18 protein-coding genes, 1 rRNA gene and 1 other RNA gene are annotated in these 21,858 nt (G+C 60.3%); 4 read left to right on the forward strand and 16 right to left on the reverse strand.

Features of this window, described 5'->3' with window-relative positions:
• The 6 genes from P0G09_RS03630 to pta form a co-directional block, all read right to left on the reverse strand.
• A 16S ribosomal RNA gene (locus P0G09_RS03630) occupies positions 1–278 on the reverse strand; the annotation flags it as partial.
• A gap of 519 nt (positions 279–797) precedes the next feature.
• Positions 798–1,397, reverse strand: coding sequence for a recombination mediator RecR (gene recR, locus P0G09_RS03635; RefSeq protein ID WP_005931596.1), 600 nt, complete (start codon positions 1,395–1,397; stop codon positions 798–800).
• An 18-nt stretch (positions 1,398–1,415) separates the two neighbouring features.
• Complete coding sequence (locus tag P0G09_RS03640; RefSeq protein WP_005931599.1) at positions 1,416–1,754, reverse strand: YbaB/EbfC family nucleoid-associated protein; 339 nt, start codon at positions 1,752–1,754, stop codon at positions 1,416–1,418.
• 18 nt (positions 1,755–1,772) lie between these two features.
• Entirely contained in the window at positions 1,773–3,629 is a 1,857-nt protein-coding gene (dnaX, locus tag P0G09_RS03645; RefSeq protein ID WP_275251957.1) for a DNA polymerase III subunit gamma/tau, read from the reverse strand.
• 75 nt (positions 3,630–3,704) lie between these two features.
• Positions 3,705–3,804, reverse strand: an RNA gene (ffs, locus tag P0G09_RS03650) — signal recognition particle sRNA small type.
• Positions 3,805–4,031: 227 nt separating this feature from the next.
• Positions 4,032–5,057 (reverse strand): phosphate acetyltransferase, encoded by a 1,026-nt coding sequence (gene pta / locus P0G09_RS03655; RefSeq protein WP_186851360.1) that lies wholly within the window; start codon positions 5,055–5,057, stop codon positions 4,032–4,034.
• Positions 5,058–5,254: 197 nt separating this feature from the next.
• Between pta and P0G09_RS03660 the strand changes: the two genes are divergently transcribed.
• The 3 genes from P0G09_RS03660 to P0G09_RS03670 all read left to right on the forward strand — a co-directional run bounded on the left by P0G09_RS03660 (position 5,255) and on the right by P0G09_RS03670 (position 9,679).
• Positions 5,255–5,821 (forward strand): uracil-DNA glycosylase, encoded by a 567-nt coding sequence (locus P0G09_RS03660; protein ID WP_156070311.1) that lies wholly within the window; start codon positions 5,255–5,257, stop codon positions 5,819–5,821.
• Positions 5,822–6,029: 208 nt separating this feature from the next.
• On the forward strand, positions 6,030–7,115 hold the full coding sequence (locus P0G09_RS03665; protein ID WP_275251958.1) for a hypothetical protein: 1,086 nt from the start codon (positions 6,030–6,032) through the stop codon (positions 7,113–7,115).
• Positions 7,116–7,174: 59 nt separating this feature from the next.
• Positions 7,175–9,679, forward strand: a complete 2,505-nt coding sequence (locus tag P0G09_RS03670) for an ATP-dependent DNA helicase (RefSeq protein ID WP_275251959.1) — start codon at positions 7,175–7,177, stop codon at positions 9,677–9,679.
• A 63-nt stretch (positions 9,680–9,742) separates the two neighbouring features.
• Here P0G09_RS03670 and P0G09_RS03675 read toward each other — a convergent pair whose 3' ends face one another.
• The 3 genes from P0G09_RS03675 to yfcE form a co-directional block, all read right to left on the reverse strand.
• Positions 9,743–10,684, reverse strand: a complete 942-nt coding sequence (locus P0G09_RS03675; protein WP_275251960.1) for a 2-dehydropantoate 2-reductase N-terminal domain-containing protein — start codon at positions 10,682–10,684, stop codon at positions 9,743–9,745.
• A 52-nt stretch (positions 10,685–10,736) separates the two neighbouring features.
• A complete protein-coding gene (locus P0G09_RS03680) occupies positions 10,737–10,994 on the reverse strand; it encodes a cation transporter (protein WP_117504919.1) in 258 nt (85 codons plus the stop codon).
• Between the two features lie 226 nt (positions 10,995–11,220).
• Positions 11,221–11,769, reverse strand: a complete 549-nt coding sequence (gene yfcE / locus P0G09_RS03685) for a phosphodiesterase (RefSeq protein WP_275251961.1) — start codon at positions 11,767–11,769, stop codon at positions 11,221–11,223.
• Between the two features lie 264 nt (positions 11,770–12,033).
• Between yfcE and P0G09_RS03690 the strand changes: the two genes are divergently transcribed.
• A complete protein-coding gene (locus P0G09_RS03690) occupies positions 12,034–13,365 on the forward strand; it encodes an MATE family efflux transporter (RefSeq protein ID WP_275251962.1) in 1,332 nt (443 codons plus the stop codon).
• A gap of 76 nt (positions 13,366–13,441) precedes the next feature.
• On the opposite strand, the gene P0G09_RS03695 is transcribed toward P0G09_RS03690, so the two are convergent.
• From P0G09_RS03695 to dnaB, 7 genes are all read right to left on the reverse strand, one after another.
• Positions 13,442–14,287, reverse strand: coding sequence for an HAD family hydrolase (locus tag P0G09_RS03695; RefSeq protein ID WP_275251963.1), 846 nt, complete (start codon positions 14,285–14,287; stop codon positions 13,442–13,444).
• A 15-nt stretch (positions 14,288–14,302) separates the two neighbouring features.
• The gene (locus P0G09_RS03700) at positions 14,303–15,118 is read right to left on the reverse strand and encodes a hypothetical protein (RefSeq protein ID WP_275251964.1); all 816 of its coding nucleotides are present in this window, start codon (positions 15,116–15,118) and stop codon (positions 14,303–14,305) included.
• Positions 15,119–15,177: 59 nt separating this feature from the next.
• Complete coding sequence (locus P0G09_RS03705; RefSeq protein WP_275251965.1) at positions 15,178–16,269, reverse strand: hypothetical protein; 1,092 nt, start codon at positions 16,267–16,269, stop codon at positions 15,178–15,180.
• An 18-nt stretch (positions 16,270–16,287) separates the two neighbouring features.
• Complete coding sequence (ftsH, locus tag P0G09_RS03710) at positions 16,288–18,354, reverse strand: ATP-dependent zinc metalloprotease FtsH (protein ID WP_275252172.1); 2,067 nt, start codon at positions 18,352–18,354, stop codon at positions 16,288–16,290.
• A 95-nt stretch (positions 18,355–18,449) separates the two neighbouring features.
• On the reverse strand, positions 18,450–18,995 hold the full coding sequence (hpt, locus tag P0G09_RS03715) for a hypoxanthine phosphoribosyltransferase (RefSeq protein WP_275251966.1): 546 nt from the start codon (positions 18,993–18,995) through the stop codon (positions 18,450–18,452).
• Positions 18,982–20,445, reverse strand: a complete 1,464-nt coding sequence (gene tilS / locus P0G09_RS03720) for a tRNA lysidine(34) synthetase TilS (protein ID WP_275251967.1) — start codon at positions 20,443–20,445, stop codon at positions 18,982–18,984. The genes hpt and tilS overlap by 14 nt, the downstream gene beginning before the upstream one ends.
• Positions 20,445–21,848 carry a replicative DNA helicase gene (gene dnaB, locus P0G09_RS03725; RefSeq protein WP_275251968.1) on the reverse strand — a complete coding sequence of 468 codons (1,404 nt, stop codon included), beginning with the start codon at positions 21,846–21,848 and terminating at the stop codon, positions 20,445–20,447. Before dnaB ends, tilS begins: the two co-directional genes overlap by 1 nt.
• Positions 21,849–21,858: the final 10 nt, after the last annotated feature.

Here is a 21,858-nt window from a genome sequence, read left to right on the forward strand (position 1 = left end):
GCCTTGGTGGGCCATTACCTCACCAACTAGCTAATCGGACGCGAGGCCATCTCAAAGCGGATTGCTCCTTTTCCCTCTGGTCGATGCCGACCTGTGGGCTTATGCGGTATTAGCAGTCGTTTCCAACTGTTGTCCCCCTCTTTGAGGCAGGTTCCTCACGCGTTACTCACCCGTTCGCCACTCGCTCGAGAAAGCAAGCTCTCTCTCGCTCGTTCGACTTGCATGTGTTAGGCGCGCCGCCAGCGTTCGTCCTGAGCCAGGATCAAACTCTTTATAAATGATATTTATCACTTAAAAAGTGTTAAATCTTCTTCGCTCAGCACGCAATCGCTTGCGTCCTGTGTGAATTACTTTGTTTGGAATTGTTTAACGTGTTTTTCCAACACGAAAATAGGTTCCGTTACAAGTTTTTCGATATTGTTCAATTTTCAAGGTCCTGTGCGCCTCAGCCTTAGCGGCTGACGACTTAATTATTTTACCACAGAAGTGATTTTTTGTCAAGCACTTTTTTTCAGAAGCTTTTCGATCTTTTCGAACTTGTGGTTCGTTTTTCAACGTATCCATATTGGTTCTTTCGTTTTGCTTCCGCCGCTTTCAGAAGTCATTCTTTTCGGCGGCCCTTGGCGCTCAAGTATAATACCACATCCCCAGCCTTCTGTCAACACTTTTTTGCATCTTTTTTGAGTTTTTTCTATATTTCTTGAATTTGTTTCATTTCCCCGGCCGGGTGTTTCTTTTTTATCCCATAAACAGCACAAAGCCCCGCGCGCAAACGCAGGGCTTTGAAATACAAATGATCACAGTTCTCCCCGGCCAGACAGCGCCCGATACAGGGTCGTCTCATCGGTATACTCCAGGCTGGCACCCACGGGCAGGCCATAGGCCAGACGGGTGGTCTTGATGCCCAGGGGCTTGATGAGCTTTGCCAGATACATGGCCGTTGCCTCACCTTCAACGGTGGGGTTCATGGCCATGATCACTTCCTTCACTTCACCATCTCCCAGACGGGCCAGCAGTTCCTTGACCGTCAGCTGTTCGGCACCGATGCCATCCATGGGGCTGATGAGACCGTGGAGCACATGGTACATTCCATGGTACTCCCGGGTGCGCTCAAACGCCTGCACATCACGGGGCGTTTCCACCACACAGATGACAGAGCGGTCCCGCTTGGCACTGGCACAGATGGGGCAGAGCTCGGCTTCGGTATAATTCTGGCAGACACGGCAGCGGTGGAGCTTGGTGTGGGCGTTCTGGATCGCACCCGCCAGTGCGGCGGCATCCTGATCCGACATGCTCAGTACCTGATAGGCCATCCGGGTCGCACCCTTCCGCCCAATGCCCGGGAACTTGCTGAATTCTTCGATCAGCTTTTCCAGCGGGGCTGCATTATAACCCATGGTGCTCCTCCACTTTGATCAAAGACCGGGAATGTTCAGGCCGCCGGTCAGTTTGCCCATTTCGGCCTCGGCAGTCTCATCCACCTGCTTGACGGTTGCATTGACAGCAGCAGCCACCAGGTCTTCCAGCATCTCGATATCATCGGGGTCCACGGCCTCAGGCTTAATGGTGATGCTCAGCACCTCGTGCTTACCGTTCATCTTTACAGTGACCATCTCACCGGATGCACTGCCGGTGTACTCAGCAGCTTCCAGCTCTGCCTGCTTGGCCTTCATATCTTCCTGCATCTTCTGGGCCTGACGCATCAGGGAGTTCATATCGGGGCGGCCGAAGCCTGCGGGCATTCTTGCTTTCATGGTTGGTTCTCCTTTTATTTATCGTTTTTTGCGTTCACTATCCTCAATCGACACCTCCAGCCCCAGCTGTTCCAGCCTGCGGAGGGATTCCTCGGCGTTGGCCGAAGCGCGATTGACCGTCTTGGATTCATAGGGGCCGATGGGCACCGCCACACCGGACACCTGCGCGATCAGCTTTTTGATGAGCTTCTGGCTTTCCTTGTTGGCGCGGATAAAATCCCGGAAGGTCTTTCCGCCATCGATGAGCACCCGGGTACCATCAAAGTAACCCTTGGACTTTTTCAGGTAGGTATAGAGCATGGGATCCTGCTCCTGCAGGAGCTTGATGACCTCTGCCCATTGCGGGAAGGGATTGATTCCCTCTGCCGCCACCTTGCGGGGCTTGTTCAGCGCCGGGTCTGCCGTATATTCCGGCTTGGGCTCCGGCTGAGGCTGGACCGCAGGCACTTCCTGCGCAGGAGCCGCAGGCGCTTCTCTCTGCGGCGGCGCAGCCGGGGCCGGCTCGTCCCAAGGGGGCGGGGCCTCCGAAGTCACCGGCGGTTCCTCCGGCAGGGGCGGCAGCTCTTCTTCCGCAGAAGCTGCTGCTTCTGCCTTGGGCGGTTCCACGGGCTGAGGTGCCGGTTCCGGCTCAGACTGCTGCATCGGTGCCGGTTCCACAGAGGGTTCCTGCACGGGAGCCGATGCCGTCGGTGCACATACAAAAGGTTTGACCGGTGCCGACGCAAACGGTCTGGGGGCCTCCTGTGCAGGGACCACAGGCCGGGCAGTGGGCACAGCCTGTACCGCCACCTGCTGGGGCGGCTCCGAAAGGCTGAACAGGGCCAGTTCCAGCTCTATCCGCTGGTCGCTGCCCCGGGTCATGTGCTCCAGAGCGTTGCCCAGAGCCCGGATGGCCCGGATCGCCTCCCGCTGCCCCATCCGGGGGCCTTTTTCCAGATAGAGCTTTTCCTCTTCCGGGGATACACCCGAGAGCAGTGCCTGCCCGCCGGGCAGGGCCACCAGCATCAGCGCACGGTAATGGGCAATGAGCTCCTCGGTCAGCCGCTTCACATCCACCGACTGCTGGCGCAGCTGAGCCAGCTGTGCCAGTGCCGCGGCGGCATCCTGCGCTTCCAGCGCATCTGAAATATGGAACAGATAGCTCCGGTCGGTCACACCTGCCATCCGGCGGACAACGTCCGCATCGATCTTTGCCGTGACACCGGCACAGGTATCCAGAATGGACAGCGCGTCTCGCATGGCACCATCGGCAAGGCGGGAGATGAGCTCCGCTCCCTCGCCGGACAGCTCCAGTCCCTCCTGCCCGGCGATGTACTCCACACGCTGGGCGATGTCCTCGGGGCCGATGCGGGTAAAATCGTACCGCTGGCACCGGGAAAGGATGGTGGCGGGAACCTTCTGGATCTCCGTGGTCGCCAGAATAAAGATGACGTGAGCGGGCGGCTCCTCCAGCGTTTTCAGCAGGGCATTGAACGCTGCCGTGGAGAGCATGTGCACCTCGTCGATGATATATACCTTATAATGACAGGCGCTGGGGGTGTAGGCTGTTTCATCACGCAGATCACGGATATCGTCCACGCCGTTGTTGGAGGCCGCGTCCATCTCCACCACGTCCAGAATGCTGCCGTTGTCGATGCCCCTGCAGATCTCGCACTCACCGCAGGGGTCACCGTTCTGGGGATGCAGGCAGTTGACTGCCTTGGCAAAGATCTTGGCACAGGTGGTCTTGCCGGTGCCGCGCACGCCGGTAAACAGATAAGCGTGGCCCACACGGCCTGTGGCGATCTGGTTGCGCAGTGCGGTCACGATGCCGCGCTGGGCCACCACATCCTCAAACCGCTGGGGCCGCCACTTGCGGTACAGGGCTCGATACATCTGCTTCTCCCCTTTCAACAAAAAAGCCGGGCAGCGCTGACGGGGTTTGACCCCCGCCTTGCGTAACTCGGCATACGGATGCAGGCTGACTGAAACGCACGGGACACACCGCTTAAGGCTGCTTGGTTCCCCACCTGACCTGGTTCACAGCGGCCCCATCGTACAGGGCCCGCATCCGTATGCCGAACCACGCAGCAGGCGCTGTCCGGCATGGCACATTTTGTGCTTGATTATTATAGCATGTTTTTGGGGAGATTGCAAGCCCCGGCAGCGGGCTCACCCTCTCAGGCGCTTTGCGCCAGCTCCCCCAAAGGGGGAGCCTTTGGCAAAACCATCAAACAACATGCAAAACAAAAGCCCCTTCCGGCATTACACCAGAAGGGGCAGAGTGCTGAATAAAAGTTAGGACTGGCAGGCAGTGATCAGGCTCATCTTGTAGACCTCGTCAGCGTTGCAGCCACGGGACAGGTCGTTGATGGGTGCGTTCAGGCCCTGCAGGATGGGGCCGTAGGCAGCGTAGCCGCCCAGACGCTGAGCGATCTTATAGCCGATGTTGCCGGCCTCGATGCAGGGGAAGATGAAGGTGTTGGCCTGGCCAGCGACCTTGCTGCCCTTGCACTTGACCTGTGCAACTTCGGGAGCAACGGCAGCGTCAAACTGCAGCTCGCCGTCCACAGCCAGCTCGGGGTCCATCTCCTGAGCCTTGATGGTAGCGTCATGGCTCAGAGCAACGGTGCCGCCCTTACCGGAACCCTTGGTGGAGAAGCTCAGAACTGCGACCTTCGGATCGATGCCGAACAGCTTTGCGGTCTTGGCAGTCTCAACGGCCACCTCAGCCAGCTTTGCGGATGCAGCGAGCTTGACCTCGCCGGTAGCCTTATCAACGGTATCGGTGTAATCAATGTTGACAGCGCAGTCGCCCATGGCAATGCGCTTCAGGCCCTCTTCGCCAAAGTCACGGTCCAGAATGAAGCAGGAGCTCACCAGGTGTGCGCCCTTCTTGGTCTTGACCAGCTGCAGAGCGGGGCGGATGGTATCGGCGGTGGAGTAAGTAGCACCGCCCAGCAGGCAGTCAGCCTTGCCCATCTTGACCAGCATGGTGCCGAAGTAGTTGGACTTCTTCAGCATTGCGGTACACTCTTCAGCGGTCTGCTTGCCCTTGCGCAGCTCGACCATGGTGTTCACCATCTCGTCGAAGCCTGCGTAGTTCTCAGGGTCAATGATCTCAGCAGCGGAAATATCAAAATTGCCTGCGGCAGCAGCAGCCTTGCACTCAGCCTCGTTGCCCACCATGACAACCTTCAGAACGCCCTCGGCCAGCAGCTTGCTGGCTGCCTCCAGGATGCGGGGGTCATTGCCCTCGGTAAAAACGATCGTCTTGGGGTTTGCCTTCAGCTGTGCTACCAGCGGTGCGAACATATCAGCCATTGTTGATTACCTCCGAATTAACTATCCAATATTCACATCCGGGTGCCTGTTGGACACAAGGATGCCTTTCTCTTTTATTCTAGCACACCCGGCAAAAAGTTCAAGACAAAATTGGCTTTTTGTGCTATTATTTTAGGAGAAAACCATTTTTTATTTGTGAATAAATTATCATTCAGCTGCAAGGAGATCGAACTGCTATGGATTGGGATACATTAAAGGCCGAGTGCCTTGCCTGCCGCAGATGTGAGCTGTGCACTGACCGCACCCATGTGGTGTTCGGGCAGGGTGTCCAGACTGCTGAGGTGCTGTTCGTGGGCGAAGGCCCGGGCCAGAGCGAGGACGAGCAGGGCCTGCCCTTTGTGGGCCGCAGCGGCCAGCTGCTGGACAAATACCTGTTTGCCATCGATCTGGACCGAAGCAAAAACTGCTACATTGCCAACATCGTCAAGTGCCGCCCGCCCCACAACCGTGACCCGCTGCCCACCGAGAGCGAGGCCTGTATGCCTTGGCTCCGGGAACAGTTCAAGCTGCTGCAGCCAAAGATCGTGGTCTGCCTGGGCCGCATCGCCTCCCAGCGGATGATCCGCACCGATTTCTCCGTGACCAAGGAGCACGGCACCTTTGTGCAAAAGAACGGCGTATGGTTCATGGGCACCTTCCACCCCGCTGCCCTGCTCCGGCAGGCACAGAACAAACCCGCCGCCTTTGCGGATTTTGTGGCCCTGCGGGAGAAGATCCACGAGGTGTGCGGGCACACATATTAACAAGCTCACCCTCTCCGTCATTGCTGTCGCAATGCCACCTCTCCCGAAGGGAGAGGCCTTGGCAGAAAGATGAAGCTCACAAAAACTGCCAAGGGCTCCCACTTTGGGGGAGCTGGCGAGCGGAGCGAGACTGAGAGGGCAAGGCCGTTTCCAAGTATCATCTTCCTTCATTTTTGCATACCCTAAAGCAAAAGTGAGGTGTTCTGATATGAAAACGATCCAAAGCCGTTCCCCCGATTTCTTTCTGGGGGCCACCACACCGGCGGGCTTCAAGGGTTATTTTGAGCCGCTGCGCCGGGAGCCCGGGATGCAGATGCTTCTCATCAAAAGCGGGCCGGGATGCGGCAAATCTACCTTAATGAAGCATCTGGCCCAGGCCGCCGAGCAGCAGGGCCAGCGCATCGAAAAGATCCACTGTGCCAGCGACCCGGACAGTCTAGACGGGGTCATCTTCCTCGACCAGAAACGCGCCATCATCGATGCCACCGCGCCCCATGTGGTGGAACCGGACGCGCCCGGGGCTGATGAGCTGGTGGTGAGCCTGTACCACACCATCGATGCCGGAAAGCTGGCTCCCCACCGGGACGAGGTCAAGGCCCTGTTTTCCCGGAATGCCGCCCTGCGGGGCCGGGCAGCCCGGTATATCGCATCGGCGGGCAGCCTGATGCTGGACAGCCGCCGGGCCGAAGCCTGCAGCGCCAACTTTGAAAAGGTGCGCCGCTACGTCAAGCGTCTCTGCACCCGGCTGCTTCCCCGCACCGAGGGCACCGCCAGCGAGGAGCTGCGGCTGCTCTCAGCCATCACCCCCAAGGGGATGGTATTCTACCGGGGCACGGTAGAAGCGCTGGCCGACCGGTATGTGGTATTCCGGGATGATTACGGGGCGGTCTCCCGCCTGCTGCTGGAACTCATCCGGGCCGAAGCACTGGCCCGGGGCTACCACATCATCACCTGCCCCTGTGCCATGCACCCTGAAGATCAGATCGACCACATCTTCATCCCGGCCCTGCGGCTGGCTTTTTTGACCGACAACCTCTGGCATCCCATCCAGCTGCCCGGCGTGCAGGCCGTGCGCTGCACCCGCTTTGTGGACCGGGAGAACCTGTCCGGCTTCCGCGCCCGCCTGCGCTTCAACGACCGTGCTGCCTCTGAGCTCATCGACCAGGCTGTAGCCCTGATGGCTCAGGCCAAGAACTGCCATGATGAGCTGGAGACTTATTACCGGACTGCCGTGGATTTTGACCAGGTGAATGCTGTTGCAGCAAATTGTCAAAAGATCCTGGGTCTCGGGTAGGCCCTGCTCTGTACAGCCTGACCGAAGCGCAGAATTTCAAGAGAAAGGAAGTGAACCCCATGCCAACCATCCGTCTCTCTGTCCGGGAGCTGGTGGAGTTCCTGCTCCGCACCGGCAGTATCGACAGCCGCTTTACCGGCTTTGACCGGGCCAACGAGGGCGCACGCATCCACCGCAGGCTCCAGAAGGCGGCGGGTGAAGGCTACTCCGCTGAGGTGTTCCTCACGGCAGAGCGGACGATGGAGGGAATCGGGTTCACCATCGAGGGCCGTGCCGACGGCATTTTTACCGATGAGGACGGCACGGTGGTCATCGACGAGATCAAGACCACCGCCGCGCCCACCGATGCCATCACGGAGGACATGAACCCCTGCCACTGGGCACAGGGCATGGTCTACGGGGCCATCTGCGCCGAACAGCGGGAGCTGGAAACACTGGATGTCCGGCTGACCTATTACCAGATTGACACCGATGAGATCATCCGCTATCCCCGGCACTTCTCCGCCGCTGAGCTGGATGCGTTTCTCAACGACCTGCTGCGGCAGTATCTTCCCTGGGCACGACGGCAGCTGGACTGGGTGGAAGCCCGGAACCGGAGCCTTGGGGCCCTGCAATTTCCGTTTCCGGCCTACCGTCCCGGGCAGCGCGCCCTTGCCGGGGAGGTCTATCGCGCCTGTGCTGCGGGCAAGGCAGAGCAGAAGGGCGGTACCCGGCTGTTCTGCCAGGCACCCACCGGCATCGGCAAAACGATGAGTGCCCTCTTCCCTGCCCTGAAAGCCATGGGCGAGGGCAAGGGGGAAAAGATCTTCTACCTGACCGCCCGCAACACGACACAGGCCGCTGCTGAGGATGCACTGGTCCGTCTGCGGGCGGCAGACCCGGCGCTTTCCCTGCGCAGCGTGACCCTTTCTGCCAAGGAGAAGGCCTGCCTGTGCAAGGATGCTGAGGGTCGTCCCTCCTGCCTGCCGGAAGCCTGTCCCTACGCCAACGGCTACTACGAGCGACTGAAGGATGCGCTGGCCGACCTGCTGGACAGCGCCGTCCCCTATGACCGGGCCGCCCTGACCGAGACTGCCCGGCGGCACAGGGTCTGCCCCTTTGAGCTGGGGCTGGACCTGAGCGAGTGGTGTGACGTAGTCATCGGGGACTACAATTATCTGTTCGACCCCACTGTGCACCTGCGGCGCTTTTTCGATGCGGCGGGCGACTACATTTTTCTCATCGACGAAGCCCACAACCTGCCGGATCGGGCCAGAGCCATGTACTCGGCGCGGTTCTGCAAGAGCAGCCTGACCGATGCCAGACGGGCCATCGGCAAAGGAAAAAGCGCACTGAAAACTGCGTTGACAAAGGCAGACAGGGGCTTTCTGGAAGCGCGCCGGGCGGTAACGAAGCTGGCCCCCCGCCGGGGTTCAGCGCCCACCGAATCGCCGGCAGAGGATCTCACCCAACAGACCAGCCTTCTGGACACCGAGCCGGCAGAAGCCGCCTTTCCGCTGCCGGAGCCTTTGCTGGCGCAGGATGGCACGGTCTTTTTGCAAGAGCTGCCGAAGGAGCTGCTCCGGCTGCTGTTCAGCCTGCAGGCCCCCCTGCAGGACTGGCTGGAGGCCAACCCGGAGGCCGATGCCCACGCCCAGCTGCTGGAGCTCTACTTTGCGGTGCAGGATATCACCCGGGCAGCAGAGCGATACGACGCGCATTTTGTCACCCAACTGACAGCCCGGGGCAGCGAGCTGGAATGGGAGCTGCTCTGCCTTGACCCTGCCCCCTTTGTGGATGCCAGCCTTGCCGCCGGGCGGGCTGTGGCACTGTTCAGCGCAACGCTCACCCCGCCGGGCTACTACCGCTCCGTGCTGGGCTGTCCCGATGCCCGGGCCGTGGCTCTGGAAAGCCCGTTTCCGCCCGAACATCTGGGGCTCTACTGCCTGCCCGGCATCTCCACCCGCTACCGGGACCGGGAGACCAGTGTGCAGGCCGTCTCGGATGCGCTGGCCGCACTGGCCCGGGCCAAGGTGGGCAACTATCTGGCCTTTTTTCCCAGCTACGCCTATCTGCGGCAGGTATATGAGGACTTCACCGCCCGTTACCCGGACATCGGGACGCTGGCCCAGGAGAGTGGTCTGGACGACGCGGCCCGGGCGGCCTTTCTGGAACAGTTCGGCCCAAGCCCCGCAAAAACGCTGCTGGGCTTCGGGGTCATGGGCGGCATCTTTGGCGAGGGCGTGGATCTGGTGGGCGACCGGCTCATCGGGTGCGCCATCGTGGGGGTAGGTCTGCCTCAGGTGAACCCCCGGCAGGAGATCCTGCGCCGCTACTATGACGAGGCGGGCGGCACCGGTTTCGACTACGCCTACCGCTTTCCGGGCATGAACAAGGTGCTGCAGGCGGCGGGCCGGGTCATCCGCACGCAGGAGGACAGGGGTGTGGTGCTCCTGCTGGATGACCGCTTTGCCCGCGCCGAATACACCCGCCTGTTCCCCCGCCACTGGCACCAGCTCCAATACCTGCGCAGCACCACAGAGCTGGAGCAGCAGCTTGCCGCCTTCTGGGCACGGAACCAATAGAAAAAAGCCTGTCAGCGCAAAAACCGACAGGCTTTTTCTCATGCTCCGGACATTTTCCGGCTCTTACTTCTTTCTGGGCAGGGATCTGCGCAGTTCATCCCAGGCAGTCATCTCCACCAATGTGGTGGCGCGCAGGGCGGCAAACGCTTCATCCAGATACTGCATCTCGCTCACCGCACGCATGGCGTGATCCGAAATGCACCACTTCCCAACGACCGTCTGCGCCATCCAGTAGACCATCCGCTCGGTCTTTTTCCGCTGTTTGGTGCCCTCGCGGTAGCGGTCGGTGTTCTCCGCATCGTTCACGGGTACACCTGCCGCTTTCAGCATCTCACAGCACTCCCAGGCGGCATCCACGATCATCCTGCGCTGTTCCACTGTGGTGCGGGAAAGTTCCCCATCCACCGCATAGCAGGCATAGGCGCAGGGCAGGATAAAGGCGATGTGGCTCTTGAGCCACTCGTCCATATCGCTGTAATAGGTCAACTTGTAGTGGGTGCCTTCAAAAGCAGCCTGCAGCCGCAGGCGGAACGCGCCGGACAGGGGTGCGGTTGCGCCGCCGACGGTCATTCCCATCCCCATGTGCACACTGACCAGCCGATCATGCTCCCGGCGGCCTGCATTGTTCTGGAAGCCAAAGGCGATCTTATCCACCGGGCGCTGCATGGCCTGCAGCATCTCCTGTGCATAGGGATCATTGCCCACAAAGATGAAGTACTGGCTCCGGTTTGCTTTGAGGATGGGCAGCACATCGGCCAGCTGCCCGGCCTGCACCGTGACAAACACAAGGTCATACACATCCTCGGGGGCCAGCGCATCTGTCGTCTGCATCCGATCCACCGTTGTTTTCCGCTGGAGCATGTGGCGGATGGTCAGGCCCTTCTGGTCAATGACCTCCTTCCACTCGCCCCGGGCCAGCAAGGTGACCACATTTTTCTTGTTCTGTGCCAGACTGTGGGCCAGCTGACAGCCCTGAACGCCTGCGCCGTACACCAAGATCCTCATAACGAGATACCTCCTGTTTTGCATGATCAGCCCGGCCAGAAACACCGGGCTGTTACTTTTTCAGGAACGAGAAGAAGCCCTTTTTCTCATAGGGCCGGGTCTGCACGCCGGTCACGGTGTAGCCCGTTTCGGCAATGGCAGCCTTCAGCGCCTCCACATCCACCGGCTGCTCCGAGATGATGACCGTCTCGCCCTTGGTGTGGGAAGAAGTCACCTTGTTCACCCGGGCGGTCTTGCGTACCACATCATTGATGTGGCTCTCGCACATACCGCACATCATGCCATCGACCCTCAGGATTGTTTCTACCATTGTTGTCCCCTCCATACTGTATCTGCGGGCACCCCTGTCAAACTGCACAAGTCCAGCCCGCTGTTTTCGTCATTTTGTTAGTTTTAGCTAACTCATTGCAGAAACAAAAAGGCTCCTGCCCCGCACAGCACTGCTCTGCGGAACTTTGCCGATTTGTTTTCAGTTTTATCATACCATACCGGTGGGCAAATTTCAAGCTGCCCGCAAAACCGGCCGGCGGACTTTATCAAAGAGTCAGTTCATGGAAAACAGCGCTGCTTTCCAGCTCTTTCCATTGCATCGTGTTTCCTTCCAGGGTCATGTAGCTGTGGGGGCTGTTCTCCTTGGGGATGCTCACAGAACCCGGATTCAGATAAAGATTTCCCTGCCCGAACTCTGTCCAGGCCGGAACATGGGTGTGCCCATGCAGCAGTACATCTCCCGGGGCCAGCGGCGGCAGATTTTTCACATGATAGATATGCCCGTGGGTCGCATAAATGAGCCGCCGCCCCACCGGAAGCACCGCATAATCGGCCATCACGGGGAATTCCAGCACCATCTGGTCCACTTCGGCATCACAGTTGCCCCGCACGCAGAGCAGCTTCTCCTTTTTCCCGTTCAGCAGGGGGATGACCTCCTTGGGAGCGTACTCTCGGGGCAGGTCGTTGCGGGGGCCGTGGTAGAGCAGGTCGCCCAACAGGAACAGCCGGTCGGCTCCCTCCCGCTCAAAGGCCTCCAGCATTTTGCGGCAGTAGTAAGCCGACCCGTGCAGGTCTGACGCGATCATCCATTTCATGGCAGATCCTCCTTTTGTGCGTTCTGTTCTTATTTTACCGCCGCCGCTCCCCTTGTCAAGGGCAAGGGCCCACTGTAAAAAGTCATACTTTTATTTTAAAAAGTCCTTGACAAGTATCCCTGTGATGTGGTATCTTTGAGCCAATAAAATATCGTGTGGATTTTTACAGCATTCTGCAACTTTTCGCCACACAATGGTACAAAAGCCATTGTGTGGCTTTTGCTTTGCCTTCAAATCCAAATCTGACCCTCAGGAGCAATGAAAATGAACGATACTTTTATGAAAACCAGACCGGTATTCCCGCTGCTGCTCTCCATGGCCCTGCCCAACGTCATCTCGATGCTGGTGAACAGCCTGTACAACATCGTGGACAGCCTCTTTGTGGCCCAGATCAGCGAGCAGGCCATGACGGCGCTTTCGCTGGTGTTTCCCATCCAGAACTTTGTCAATGCAGTGGCCATCGGCTTTGGCATCGGCATCAATGCCCAGATCGCGCTCTACCTCGGCGCAGGCGACCACGAAAACGCCAACCGGGCCGCCACCCATGGCATGATGTTTTCCCTGCTGCACGGCGTGCTGGGCATGGTCCTCTGCATTGCCATTATGCCCGGCTTCCTGCGCCGCTTCACTACCGATCCCACTCTGGTGGACATGGGTGTGACCTACTCCACCATCGTGTTCCTGTTCTCGCTGGTCAACATGGCAGACCTCGCCTTTGAGAAGACCTTCCAGTCCGTTGGCCGGATGAATGTTGCCATGGTGGCACTGATCACCGGCTGCGTGACCAACATCGTCCTCGACCCGGTCCTCATCTTCGGCCTTGGGCCGGTGCCCGCTCTGGGCATTGCCGGTGCGGCCCTTGCCACCGGCATCGGGCAGGCCGTTTCCCTTGTGGTCTACCTCTATGTCTACTGCACCACCGAAGTCGCCGTCCGCTTCTCCCGCCGCTGCCTGCGGTTCGATGCCGCCCTTGACGGCAAGCTCTATGCCATCGGCGTACCGGCCATCCTGAATCTGGCCCTGCCCAGCCTGCTGGTCACCTTCCTGAACGGCCTGCTGGCGGTCTACTCCCAGAGCTATGTGACGGTGCTGGGCATCTACTACAAACTCCAGACCTTCCTTTACCTGCCGGCCAACGGCATCGTGCAGGGGATGCGCCCGCTGGTGGGCTACAACTACGGTGCCCGGGAGCATGGCCGTGTGTCCAGGCTCTACAACCTGACACTGGGCCTGAGCGCCGGGATCATGGCCATTGGCACCCTGCTCTGCCTGACCATTGCAGGCCCGCTGATGGGTCTGTTCACCTCTAACCCCGAGACCATCGCCATCGGCCAGACCGCCCTGCGGATCATCTGCCTGGGGTTCATCGTCTCGGCAGTGTCTACCACCTCCTCCGGCGCGCTGGAGGGTCTGGGCAAGGGCGTGCCCTCGCTGGTCATCTCCCTCTGCCGCTATATCATCTTCATCATGCCCATTGCGTGGGTGCTGTGCGGCCGCATGGGCCCTACCGGTGTCTGGCACGCCTTCTGGATCACAGAGGCCCTCTCTGCCGTGATCGCCTACGCGGTATATCACAAGGCAGTCCATCAGAAATAACCCTCTCTAACAAAAATTCCCGCTCGATAGAGCGGGAATTTTTTGTTATCATCTCTTCTTTTGTGGAAGGCTGCTCTCAGATCAGGCCCAGAGTTTTGAGCTCCCTTGCCACGCCGTCCTCCGTCACAGCCGGGCAGATGCGGTCGCAGAGCTTTTTCAGGTTGTCAGAGCCATTGGCCATGCAGACGCTGATGCCTACCACATCGGTCATCTGCAGGTCATTGTCGCTGTCGCCAAAGCCGATGGTATCGGCCAGCGAACACCCCAGCTCATCACAGATGGCCTTGATGCCAGTGCCCTTGTTAAACTTGCGGTTGATGAGTTCCCCGTTGACGATGGCTGACGGGGTATCCCCCAGCCGGGACTCACAGAAGATGAACTGATCCTCGTACAGCTGCTTTGCTTCAGCAAGGCAGGCCTCGTTGGGGGCGATAAACACCACCTTGTAAACCGGCTCTCCGTGGTATTCCTCAATGGGCCGGATGGTCATGCCATACTCCATCGTTTTGCACCAGCGCTCGGCCTCGCTGTTCAGCTGCCCCGGCTTGCGAGGGAACAAATGGGCGAACCGCTCGATCATCCTGATGCCGCCGTAAGTATCGTCCCGAGCTTCCAGTGTGCACTCGGCACCGGCACGCCCCAGCACCTCCCGCAGGCCCTCGACCTGCGCAGGTTCCATGGGAAGATCCACGAGAATTTTCCCATCACAGCCTACATAGCCGCCTGCAGAGCAGACAAAGCCATCGAAGCCGTAGGCAAGCAGCGGCTTCGTCATGCGCAGGTTGCGCCCGGTGCACAGAAACACCTTGTGGCCGTTTGCCCGGGCCTGCCGGATGGCCTCCACGGCACTGGCCGGAACGGTCATCTCACCGGGCGGCAGCAAAGTACCGTCAATATCCAGAAAAATCAGTTTTTGCTTCATAGTTTCCTCACTCTTTCACTGCCAGTTCATGGTAAAGCCGCGAATCAGCAGACCCACGGCCAGGATCGCCAGCAGTACCAGCAGAACGGTGCGGTTGGCCTGTTTCTGCTTCTGCCTGGCCCGGGCACGGCTGTTCCGGCTGCCGCCCTGCTTCCGGTTCTGGGATCTGCCGCCGGAGCTGCGGCCGCTCGTGTTCTGCTTTGTGCTGCTGCGGCGGGAAGCACTGCCGGAAGTCCCCTCTTTTTTCCTGCCCGCAGTGCTCTGGCCGGACTTTACCGCGCGGGGTGTTTTCTCTTCCGGGGCCGCCGACGCAATGGGCTTTTTGGCCCCGCAGCGGCTCAGATAATCCTCAGCCAGCCGGTAATACTGGCCCAGCTCGCTGGTGCGCAGGGGCGCGCCTGCATATCCTTCTTCCAGTGCTTCCACGGCCTCGTTGAAAAGGATCGCCGCCTGCGCAGCCGCCGTGCGGTCGGAGGCATGGGCCGCTTCATTGCGGGCGGTGCGCACCGCGTTGCAGGCCCGGCGGGCAGCAGCGGGGTGCTCCGTATTGCCCAGCAGATCCAGCGGGCGGGCAGCATCCTTTTCAGGGTCCAGCAGCACCCGCATACACAGGGTGGTATCCAGCTGCTGCCAGCTGTTTCGGCCCGCCAGATCGGGCAGACGGTCATAATATTCGGGGCTCTCCTGCTGGCGGGTGCGGATGTGATCCAGCAGGGCTCCCAGGCTGTGCTCCCCGGGCTTGTTCTCCCAGTGCCAGCGCAGCAGCTTGCGGCTGATCTCATCGCAGGTAGTTTTGATCTCAAAAGCGGTTTGCAGTGCTTCGTCGGGCATAACGTTTCTCCTTCGTACAACCAAAAAACGGAGGAAGCGCAGCCTCCTCCGTCATTCATTTACATCATAAACTGATAATAGACGAAGCCCCACAGCGCAATGCCTGCGCAGACGATGGCGGTGATGGGCGGGACCCAGCGGACGAGGGTCTCAGCAATGCCGTCACGGCTCTCTTCCGCATCGTCCTCCTCATCGTACTGCTCCACCTCGGGTTCCGGCTGGCGGGCCGGGGCGGCACGGCGGGCAGCAGCAGGCATCACACGGGTGCCCTCGTCATCCACAGCCGCTGCACCGCTGCCGGGGAACGCCGCGCGGGTGGCGGCATCCAGCACCCGGGTAGGCTCTGCTTCCGGAACAGGGGTATGTTCCACCGGCGGTGCAAAGCTGGTCGGAGCGCCGACAGGCTCTGCCGGGCGGGCCGTCGGGATGACCCGGGTGGGTTCTGCCTGCACCGGCGCGCTGGCCACGATGCGGGTCGGCTCTTCCTGCGGAGCGGAACTCACCACGCGGGTGGCCTCCGCCGCCGGGGCCTGCTCTGCAGGGGCGGCCTTCTGGCCGGGCTGCAGCAGGGTGTTCAGGGCGTTCTGCAGCAGGATGCGGTCACAGCCGCACTCGGTGCAGTAGACCGTGTCCTCTTCCTTCGGGTGGAAGGAACCACAGGCACAGTACCAGCCGTTCTCGAACACCTGCGGCATATACTTAAGGCCGGTGCGGTTCATCCGGCTTTCCAGTGCCTTTTCCAGCTCCGGACTCAGGCGGCGCGGGGCCGGCAGGCGGACGCGCTTGATGGCATCCAGATGCACGACCTTTTTGCCGCTGTATACGTTCTTCAGGACCACATCCACGCTGGTGATGGCCTTCTGGGTCACAAACACGGCATCGTCCATGCCAAAGCTCTCACCGGGCTTGACCTCGATCTCGCGGTATTCAAAGGCATCCTCACACAGGATGATACCGTCCACACCCTTACACTTGAAGTGGATCTCCAGTGCAGTCAGGGTAACCTTGGAGATGTTCTTGAAGGTCAGGCAGACTGCGTTCTCGCCGCTGAGTTCGCCCTTGAGCAGTTCCACACAGACGAACTGCACCGGGCTGCCCGGGGTATAATAGTTGGCCCGGGTGCGTGCGACCGGGTTAAAATTTTCCTCCACGACACTCGCTCCCTTCGATCATTCGTTTTCCTGCGGGACATCCTGCGCCGGATCGGGCATTTCCTCGCCCAGCACGGCCTGCTCCGCCTGTTCAGCGGGCTCTGCGCTCTCGGCAGGTTCTGCGGTCTCCACAGGGGCCGCCGGTGCGGCGGGTTCCTGTGCAGGCTCGTCACCGTCACGCGGGGGCAGCTTGCCGCCAGCCATCACGGTGTTGAACTCCTGCTCGTTGAGCTTTTCGCGTTCCATCAGAGCCTGTGCCAGCGCATGGAGCTGGTCGATGTGCTCCGTCAGGGTGCGGCGGCAGGTCTCGTAAGCCTCATCGATGATATCCCGCATCTCGCCGTCGATCTCGGCAGCGGTGCTCTCGCTGTAGCCCTTGCCCTGGGTGAAATCACGGCCCAGGAAGGTCTCCTCCTGCGAGGTGCCGTAGACCACAGGGCCCAGGCGCTCGGAGAAGCCGTACTTGGTGATCATCTGGCGGGCAATGTTGGTTGCCTGCTGCAGGTCGTTGGAGGCACCGGTGGAGATATCCTCCAGGATCAGCTGCTCGGCCACACGGCCGCCCAAGCTGGAAACGATATCCTCAAACATCTCACCCTTGGTCACATAGCTGCGATCCTTTTCAGGCAGATACATGGTGTAGCCGCCAGCCTGGCCGCGGGGAATGATGGTGATCTCATGCACACGGGGATGGTGCTTGCAATAGAAGCCTGCCACGGCGTGGCCCGCCTCATGGTAGGCAGTCAGCTTCTTTTCCTCGGCAGTCACAACGCGGCTCTTCTTCTCGGGGCCTGCCATGACCTTCATGGAAGCTTCCTCGATGTCCTCCATGGTGATGGCCTTGCGGCTGCGGCGGGCAGCCAGCAGAGCGGCCTCATTGACCAGGTTCTCCAGGTCAGCACCCGCAAAGCCTGCGGTGCGCTGTGCGATGACTCTGAGGGAGACATCGGGAGCCAGCGGCTTATTCTTGGTGTGGACCTTGAGGATCTCCTCGCGGCCCTTGACATCGGGCAGGCCCACATAGACCTGACGGTCAAAGCGGCCCGGACGGAGCAGTGCCTTATCCAGAATGTCGGCACGGTTGGTGGCTGCCATCACGATGACACCATCGTTGGCCTCAAAGCCGTCCATCTCGACCAGCAGCTGGTTCAGGGTCTGCTCCCGCTCGTCGTGGCCGCCGCCCAGACCTGCGCCGCGCTGACGGCCCACGGCATCGATCTCATCGATGAAGATGATGCAGGGCATGGTCTTTTTGGCCTTATCAAACAGGTCACGCACACGGGACGCGCCGACACCCACATACATTTCCACGAAATCGGAGCCGGAAATGGAGTAGAAGGGCACCCCCGCCTCACCGGCGCAGGCACGGGCCAGCAGGGTCTTACCGGTACCCGGAGGGCCCACCAGCAGAACGCCGTGGGGGATGCGGGCACCCAGCGTGTTGAACTTGTCGGGGCTCTTGAGGAACTCCACGACCTCCTTCAGCTCTTCCTTTTCCTCGTCCTCACCGGCAACGTCGGCAAAGGTCGCGGTCTTTTTGTTCTCGTGCTCGTCCTTCACCTTGGCCTTGCCCACGTTCATAATACCGCCGCCGCCAGCGCCGCCGCGCATCATGGAGAAGAGCAGGAAGCCGGTGCAGCCCAGCATTCCCAGGTAGAACAGGATCTCCATCCAGGGGATGGACTCCTTCAGGGTGGTGTAATCGTACTCCATGGGCGCGGTCGGGTTGGCTGCGTCGTAGGAATCGATATACTGCTGGACGTTCTCGATGAACACATAGGCGTAGGGCAGCTTGTAGCGCACCGTCACCGTGCCGTCATCGTTTCTGGTCGCCCCCACGGAAGAGGTGGAGGAGGAGAACATATTGCTCAGCAGACCGCCGGAGGCCTGTGTGGCAGCGGTGGCACCTGTGGTTTCGGGCAGCTCCTGCTTGCCCTCCTTCAGCGTCAGGGTGATGATGCTGGTGTTGCGGTCCAGCGTAAAGGCTGTGACCTGATTGTTCTCAAAGTAGTGCACCACAGTCGAGTAGCTCATGGTGGAGCCGCCGGTACTGCTGTCGCTGGTGCCCAGCACCGACCAGATCATCAGAACACCGGCCAGTGCCAGCGCCAGGATCAGGGGATTAAAGCGAGGTCGTTTCGGTTGCAAAAGGGATCAACTCCAGTTCTAATTCGTTTTTGTTATGCGTAGATTTCCGGTTTCAGCACACCCACATAGGGCAGGTTGCGGTATTTCTCATCGTAGTCCAGACCATAGCCCACCACAAACTCGTCCGGCACCTGGAAGCCCTCGTAATCGGGCTGGATGTCGGCCTTGCGGCGGCTGGGCTTGTCCAGAATGGTGCAGATCTTCACGGAATTCGGGTTGCGCATCTTGAGCATGGGCACCAGCTTGGAAAGGGTGACACCGGTATCCAGAATGTCCTCCACGATCAGCACGTCCTTGCCGGAAAGGTCGCCGTCCAGATCCTTGATGATCTTGACCAGACCGCTGGTGGTGGTATTGCTGCCGCCGTAGCTGGACACGACCATAAAATCAATGCTGCAGGGGATGTTCACAGCCCGCATCAGGTCGGCCATGAAAACCACCGAACCCTTGAGGATGGAGACGAGGACAAGGTTTCTGCCCTCGTAATCCCTGCTGATCTGTGCACCCAGTTCGGCAACCTTGGCTTTCAGTGCTTCCTCACTGACCAGGATGTTCTTGATATCGTCATTCATGCTCATGGGTTGTTCCTCCATTTTCCAATTCCAACTGCAAGATCTGTGCAGTCTCCTCGTCCGGGGCCAGCCCCTCGGCAAAGCCCTCCCCACAGACCCACAGGATCTCGCTGCCCGCCGCCAGCAGCGGCAGACCCTCTCGTATTCCGGCAGGAATGCCTGCCTCATTCATCCATTTGCGCAGGGGCTTGCTCAGCCCCCGCCCCGCAGGCCGGAACCGGTCTCCCGGTTGACGGGTGCGCAGCGTAAGGGCAGAATATAACAAGGTTATTCTAGCATAATCCGCCCGATTTTTTAAGTCTTTTTTATGAACACCCTGTGTTTTTTCTCGAAAACCGCTTACAAAAAGCCGTGTTTTCAGGGTTTGGCCCCCGGGCAAAGCAAATTCTGCCCCATCGGCAGGGGCAAACGGCAGCGAAAACGCAGGAGCCGCAGCCGCTTCCGGCCGGCTCTTTTCCTGCCAGAGCATCCCGCTGCCTGCGCAGAAGCGGACCGTATCGGTCAATTGCACCGCCCCGCTCCCCTGCTCCACCAGCTCTGCCAGCAGGCGGATGTACTTTTCCTCGGCATCCCGCACCGGAGCAACAAGGCTGTGGAGCGCTGCTTCCAGAATGAGCGGGTCAGCGCCCTGCAGCGGCTCCAGCCGCCACGCTGCCTTGGCTTTCGGGGCCTTGCGGGCAGTCTGGGCTGCATCCAGACGCGCGATGGAAAGCAGCTGTTCTGCCTGCCCGGCAAAGTATGCGTCCGCGCGGGCCGCCTTTTCACAGAAGCGGGCCAGATTTTCCTCTGCCGCGGCGTTGACGCTGCGCAAGGCCGGAACAGCCCCGTGGCGCAGGCGGTTGCGGGCGTAGGCATCGGACTCGTTCGTCTCGTCCGTCACCCAGCCCTGCCCGAAAGCGGCGCAGAGCGCTTCGGTCTCGGCCCGGGTCAGGCCCAGCAGCGGGCGGCAGTAACCGGGCCGCCTGGGCCGGATGCCCCCTGCCCCGTGCAGCCCGGTGCCCCGGGCCAGCCGGAACAGCAGGGTCTCGGCCTGGTCAGTAGCAGTATGGGCCGTTGCAATGCAGTCTATCCCGCCTGCCAGCAGTTGGGCGAAGCAGGCATAGCGGAGTCTGCGGGCCCAGTCCTCCCCGGCATGGGGCGGCACAGCCATTCCCACATCTGCCGGGCGGAAGACTGTCAGCGGCACCCCCAGCCGGGCACACTCGGCCCGGACAAAGGCTTCGTCCCGGTCCGCAGTCTCGCCCCGCAGGCCGTGGTTGACGTGGCAGGCCGTAAGGGGATACCCAAAGGTTTCCCGCAGTTCCAGCAGCACCCGCAGCAGCGCCATGCTGTCGGCCCCGCCCGAAACGGCAGCGCACAGGTGCAGAGCCCGGCCCGGCTCCGCAGGCGCAAACAGCTGCTCCTGCCGGGCAAGGTGCTCTACTTTTGCGATCAATTTTGATGCTTCGTCGTTCATCAGCGTTTGAAGTCCACATCCATAAAGCGGGTGTGTGCGCCATCCCAGCCCAGCGGCACCGTGCTGGTCTCGCCGTGGCGGTTCTTTGCCACGATGCACTCCGCGGTATCGGCATCCACCTCGGCCCCATCGGGGTTCTGGCTGGCGTAGTAGGAATCACGGTAAAGGAAAAGGACGCAGTCGGCATCCTGCTCGATGGAGCCGGAGTCACGCAGGTCAGACAGCTGGGGCCGGTGAGAAGAGTTGTTGCCCTGCTTCTCCACCGCACGGGACAGCTGAGAAAGCGCGATGATGGGCACATTCATTTCCTTTGCCATGATCTTCAGGTTTCGGGTGATGGAGCTGATCTCCTGCACACGGTTCTCGCTGCGCTGGCCGGTGGTCATTAGCTGCAGGTAGTCGATAACGATCAGGCCCACATTGGGGCGGGTGGGGTCCTGATTGACCCGGCGGATTTTCGCCTTCATCTCGGTGATGGTGATGCCCGAGGTGTCGTCCATATAGATGGGGGCATCGTGGAGCTTTTCCGTTGCCAGTGCCAGATACTCCCAGTCCTCACTGCGAAGGGCACCGGTGCGGAAAGCCTGGCTGTCGATGCCTGCTTCCGCCGAAAGGATGCGGTTGGTCAGCTGCTCCTTGGTCATTTCCAGGCTGAAAATGGCCACCGGCACCTTTTGCTGCATGGCAACGCGGGTGGCAATGTTCAGCGCAAAACTGGTCTTGCCCATACCGGGGCGGGCGGCCAGAATGATGAGGTCGCCGCGGCCCAGGCCGGTCAGAACAGTATCCAACAGACGGAAGCCGGTGGGGATGCCCTTGTACTTGTCGGCATCCGGGCCGCTGATCTTCTGCAGGTTGGTCAACGTCTCCACCATGCTGGAGGAAAGCGGGGTCAACGCGCTGGAATCCCGCCCGGAGCGGATCTCGTAGATACGCTGCTCCGCATTTTCCAGCAGCAGGTCAGCGTCCGGCTCATCGCCCGCGTCCTGCAAAATGTCCTTGGCAACGCCCATCAGCTGGCGCACCAGATACTTTTCCTGCACGATCTGGGCATAGGCCTTCACATTGGAGATGCTGGGCACCGTCTCGGCCAGACCGGTCAGGTAGACCTTTGCCTCGTCCGCACTGGGGAACACGCCATCGGAGATGACGGCATCCAGCAGGGTGACGAAGTCGATGGTCTGGTCCGCCGTAAACAGGCGCAGCATCTCAGAATAGATCTGGGAGTTCTGCCGGGTGTAGAACATTTCCGGCCGGATGATCTCCACCAGGTCGGTCAGTGTCTCGGGCTTGAGCAGCACCGCGCCCAGCACGCTCTGCTCGGCCTGCATATTGTAGGGCAGATTGATGCCCACACTCTCCAGATTCAGTTCATTGGAATAATGTCGTTGTTCGTTGGGCATGGTTCATCCC

Origin of the sequence: Faecalibacterium sp. DFI.5.82, assembly GCF_029076575.1 — a bacterium.
GTDB classification, from domain to species: Bacteria; Bacillota; Clostridia; order Oscillospirales; family Ruminococcaceae; genus Faecalibacterium; species Faecalibacterium duncaniae.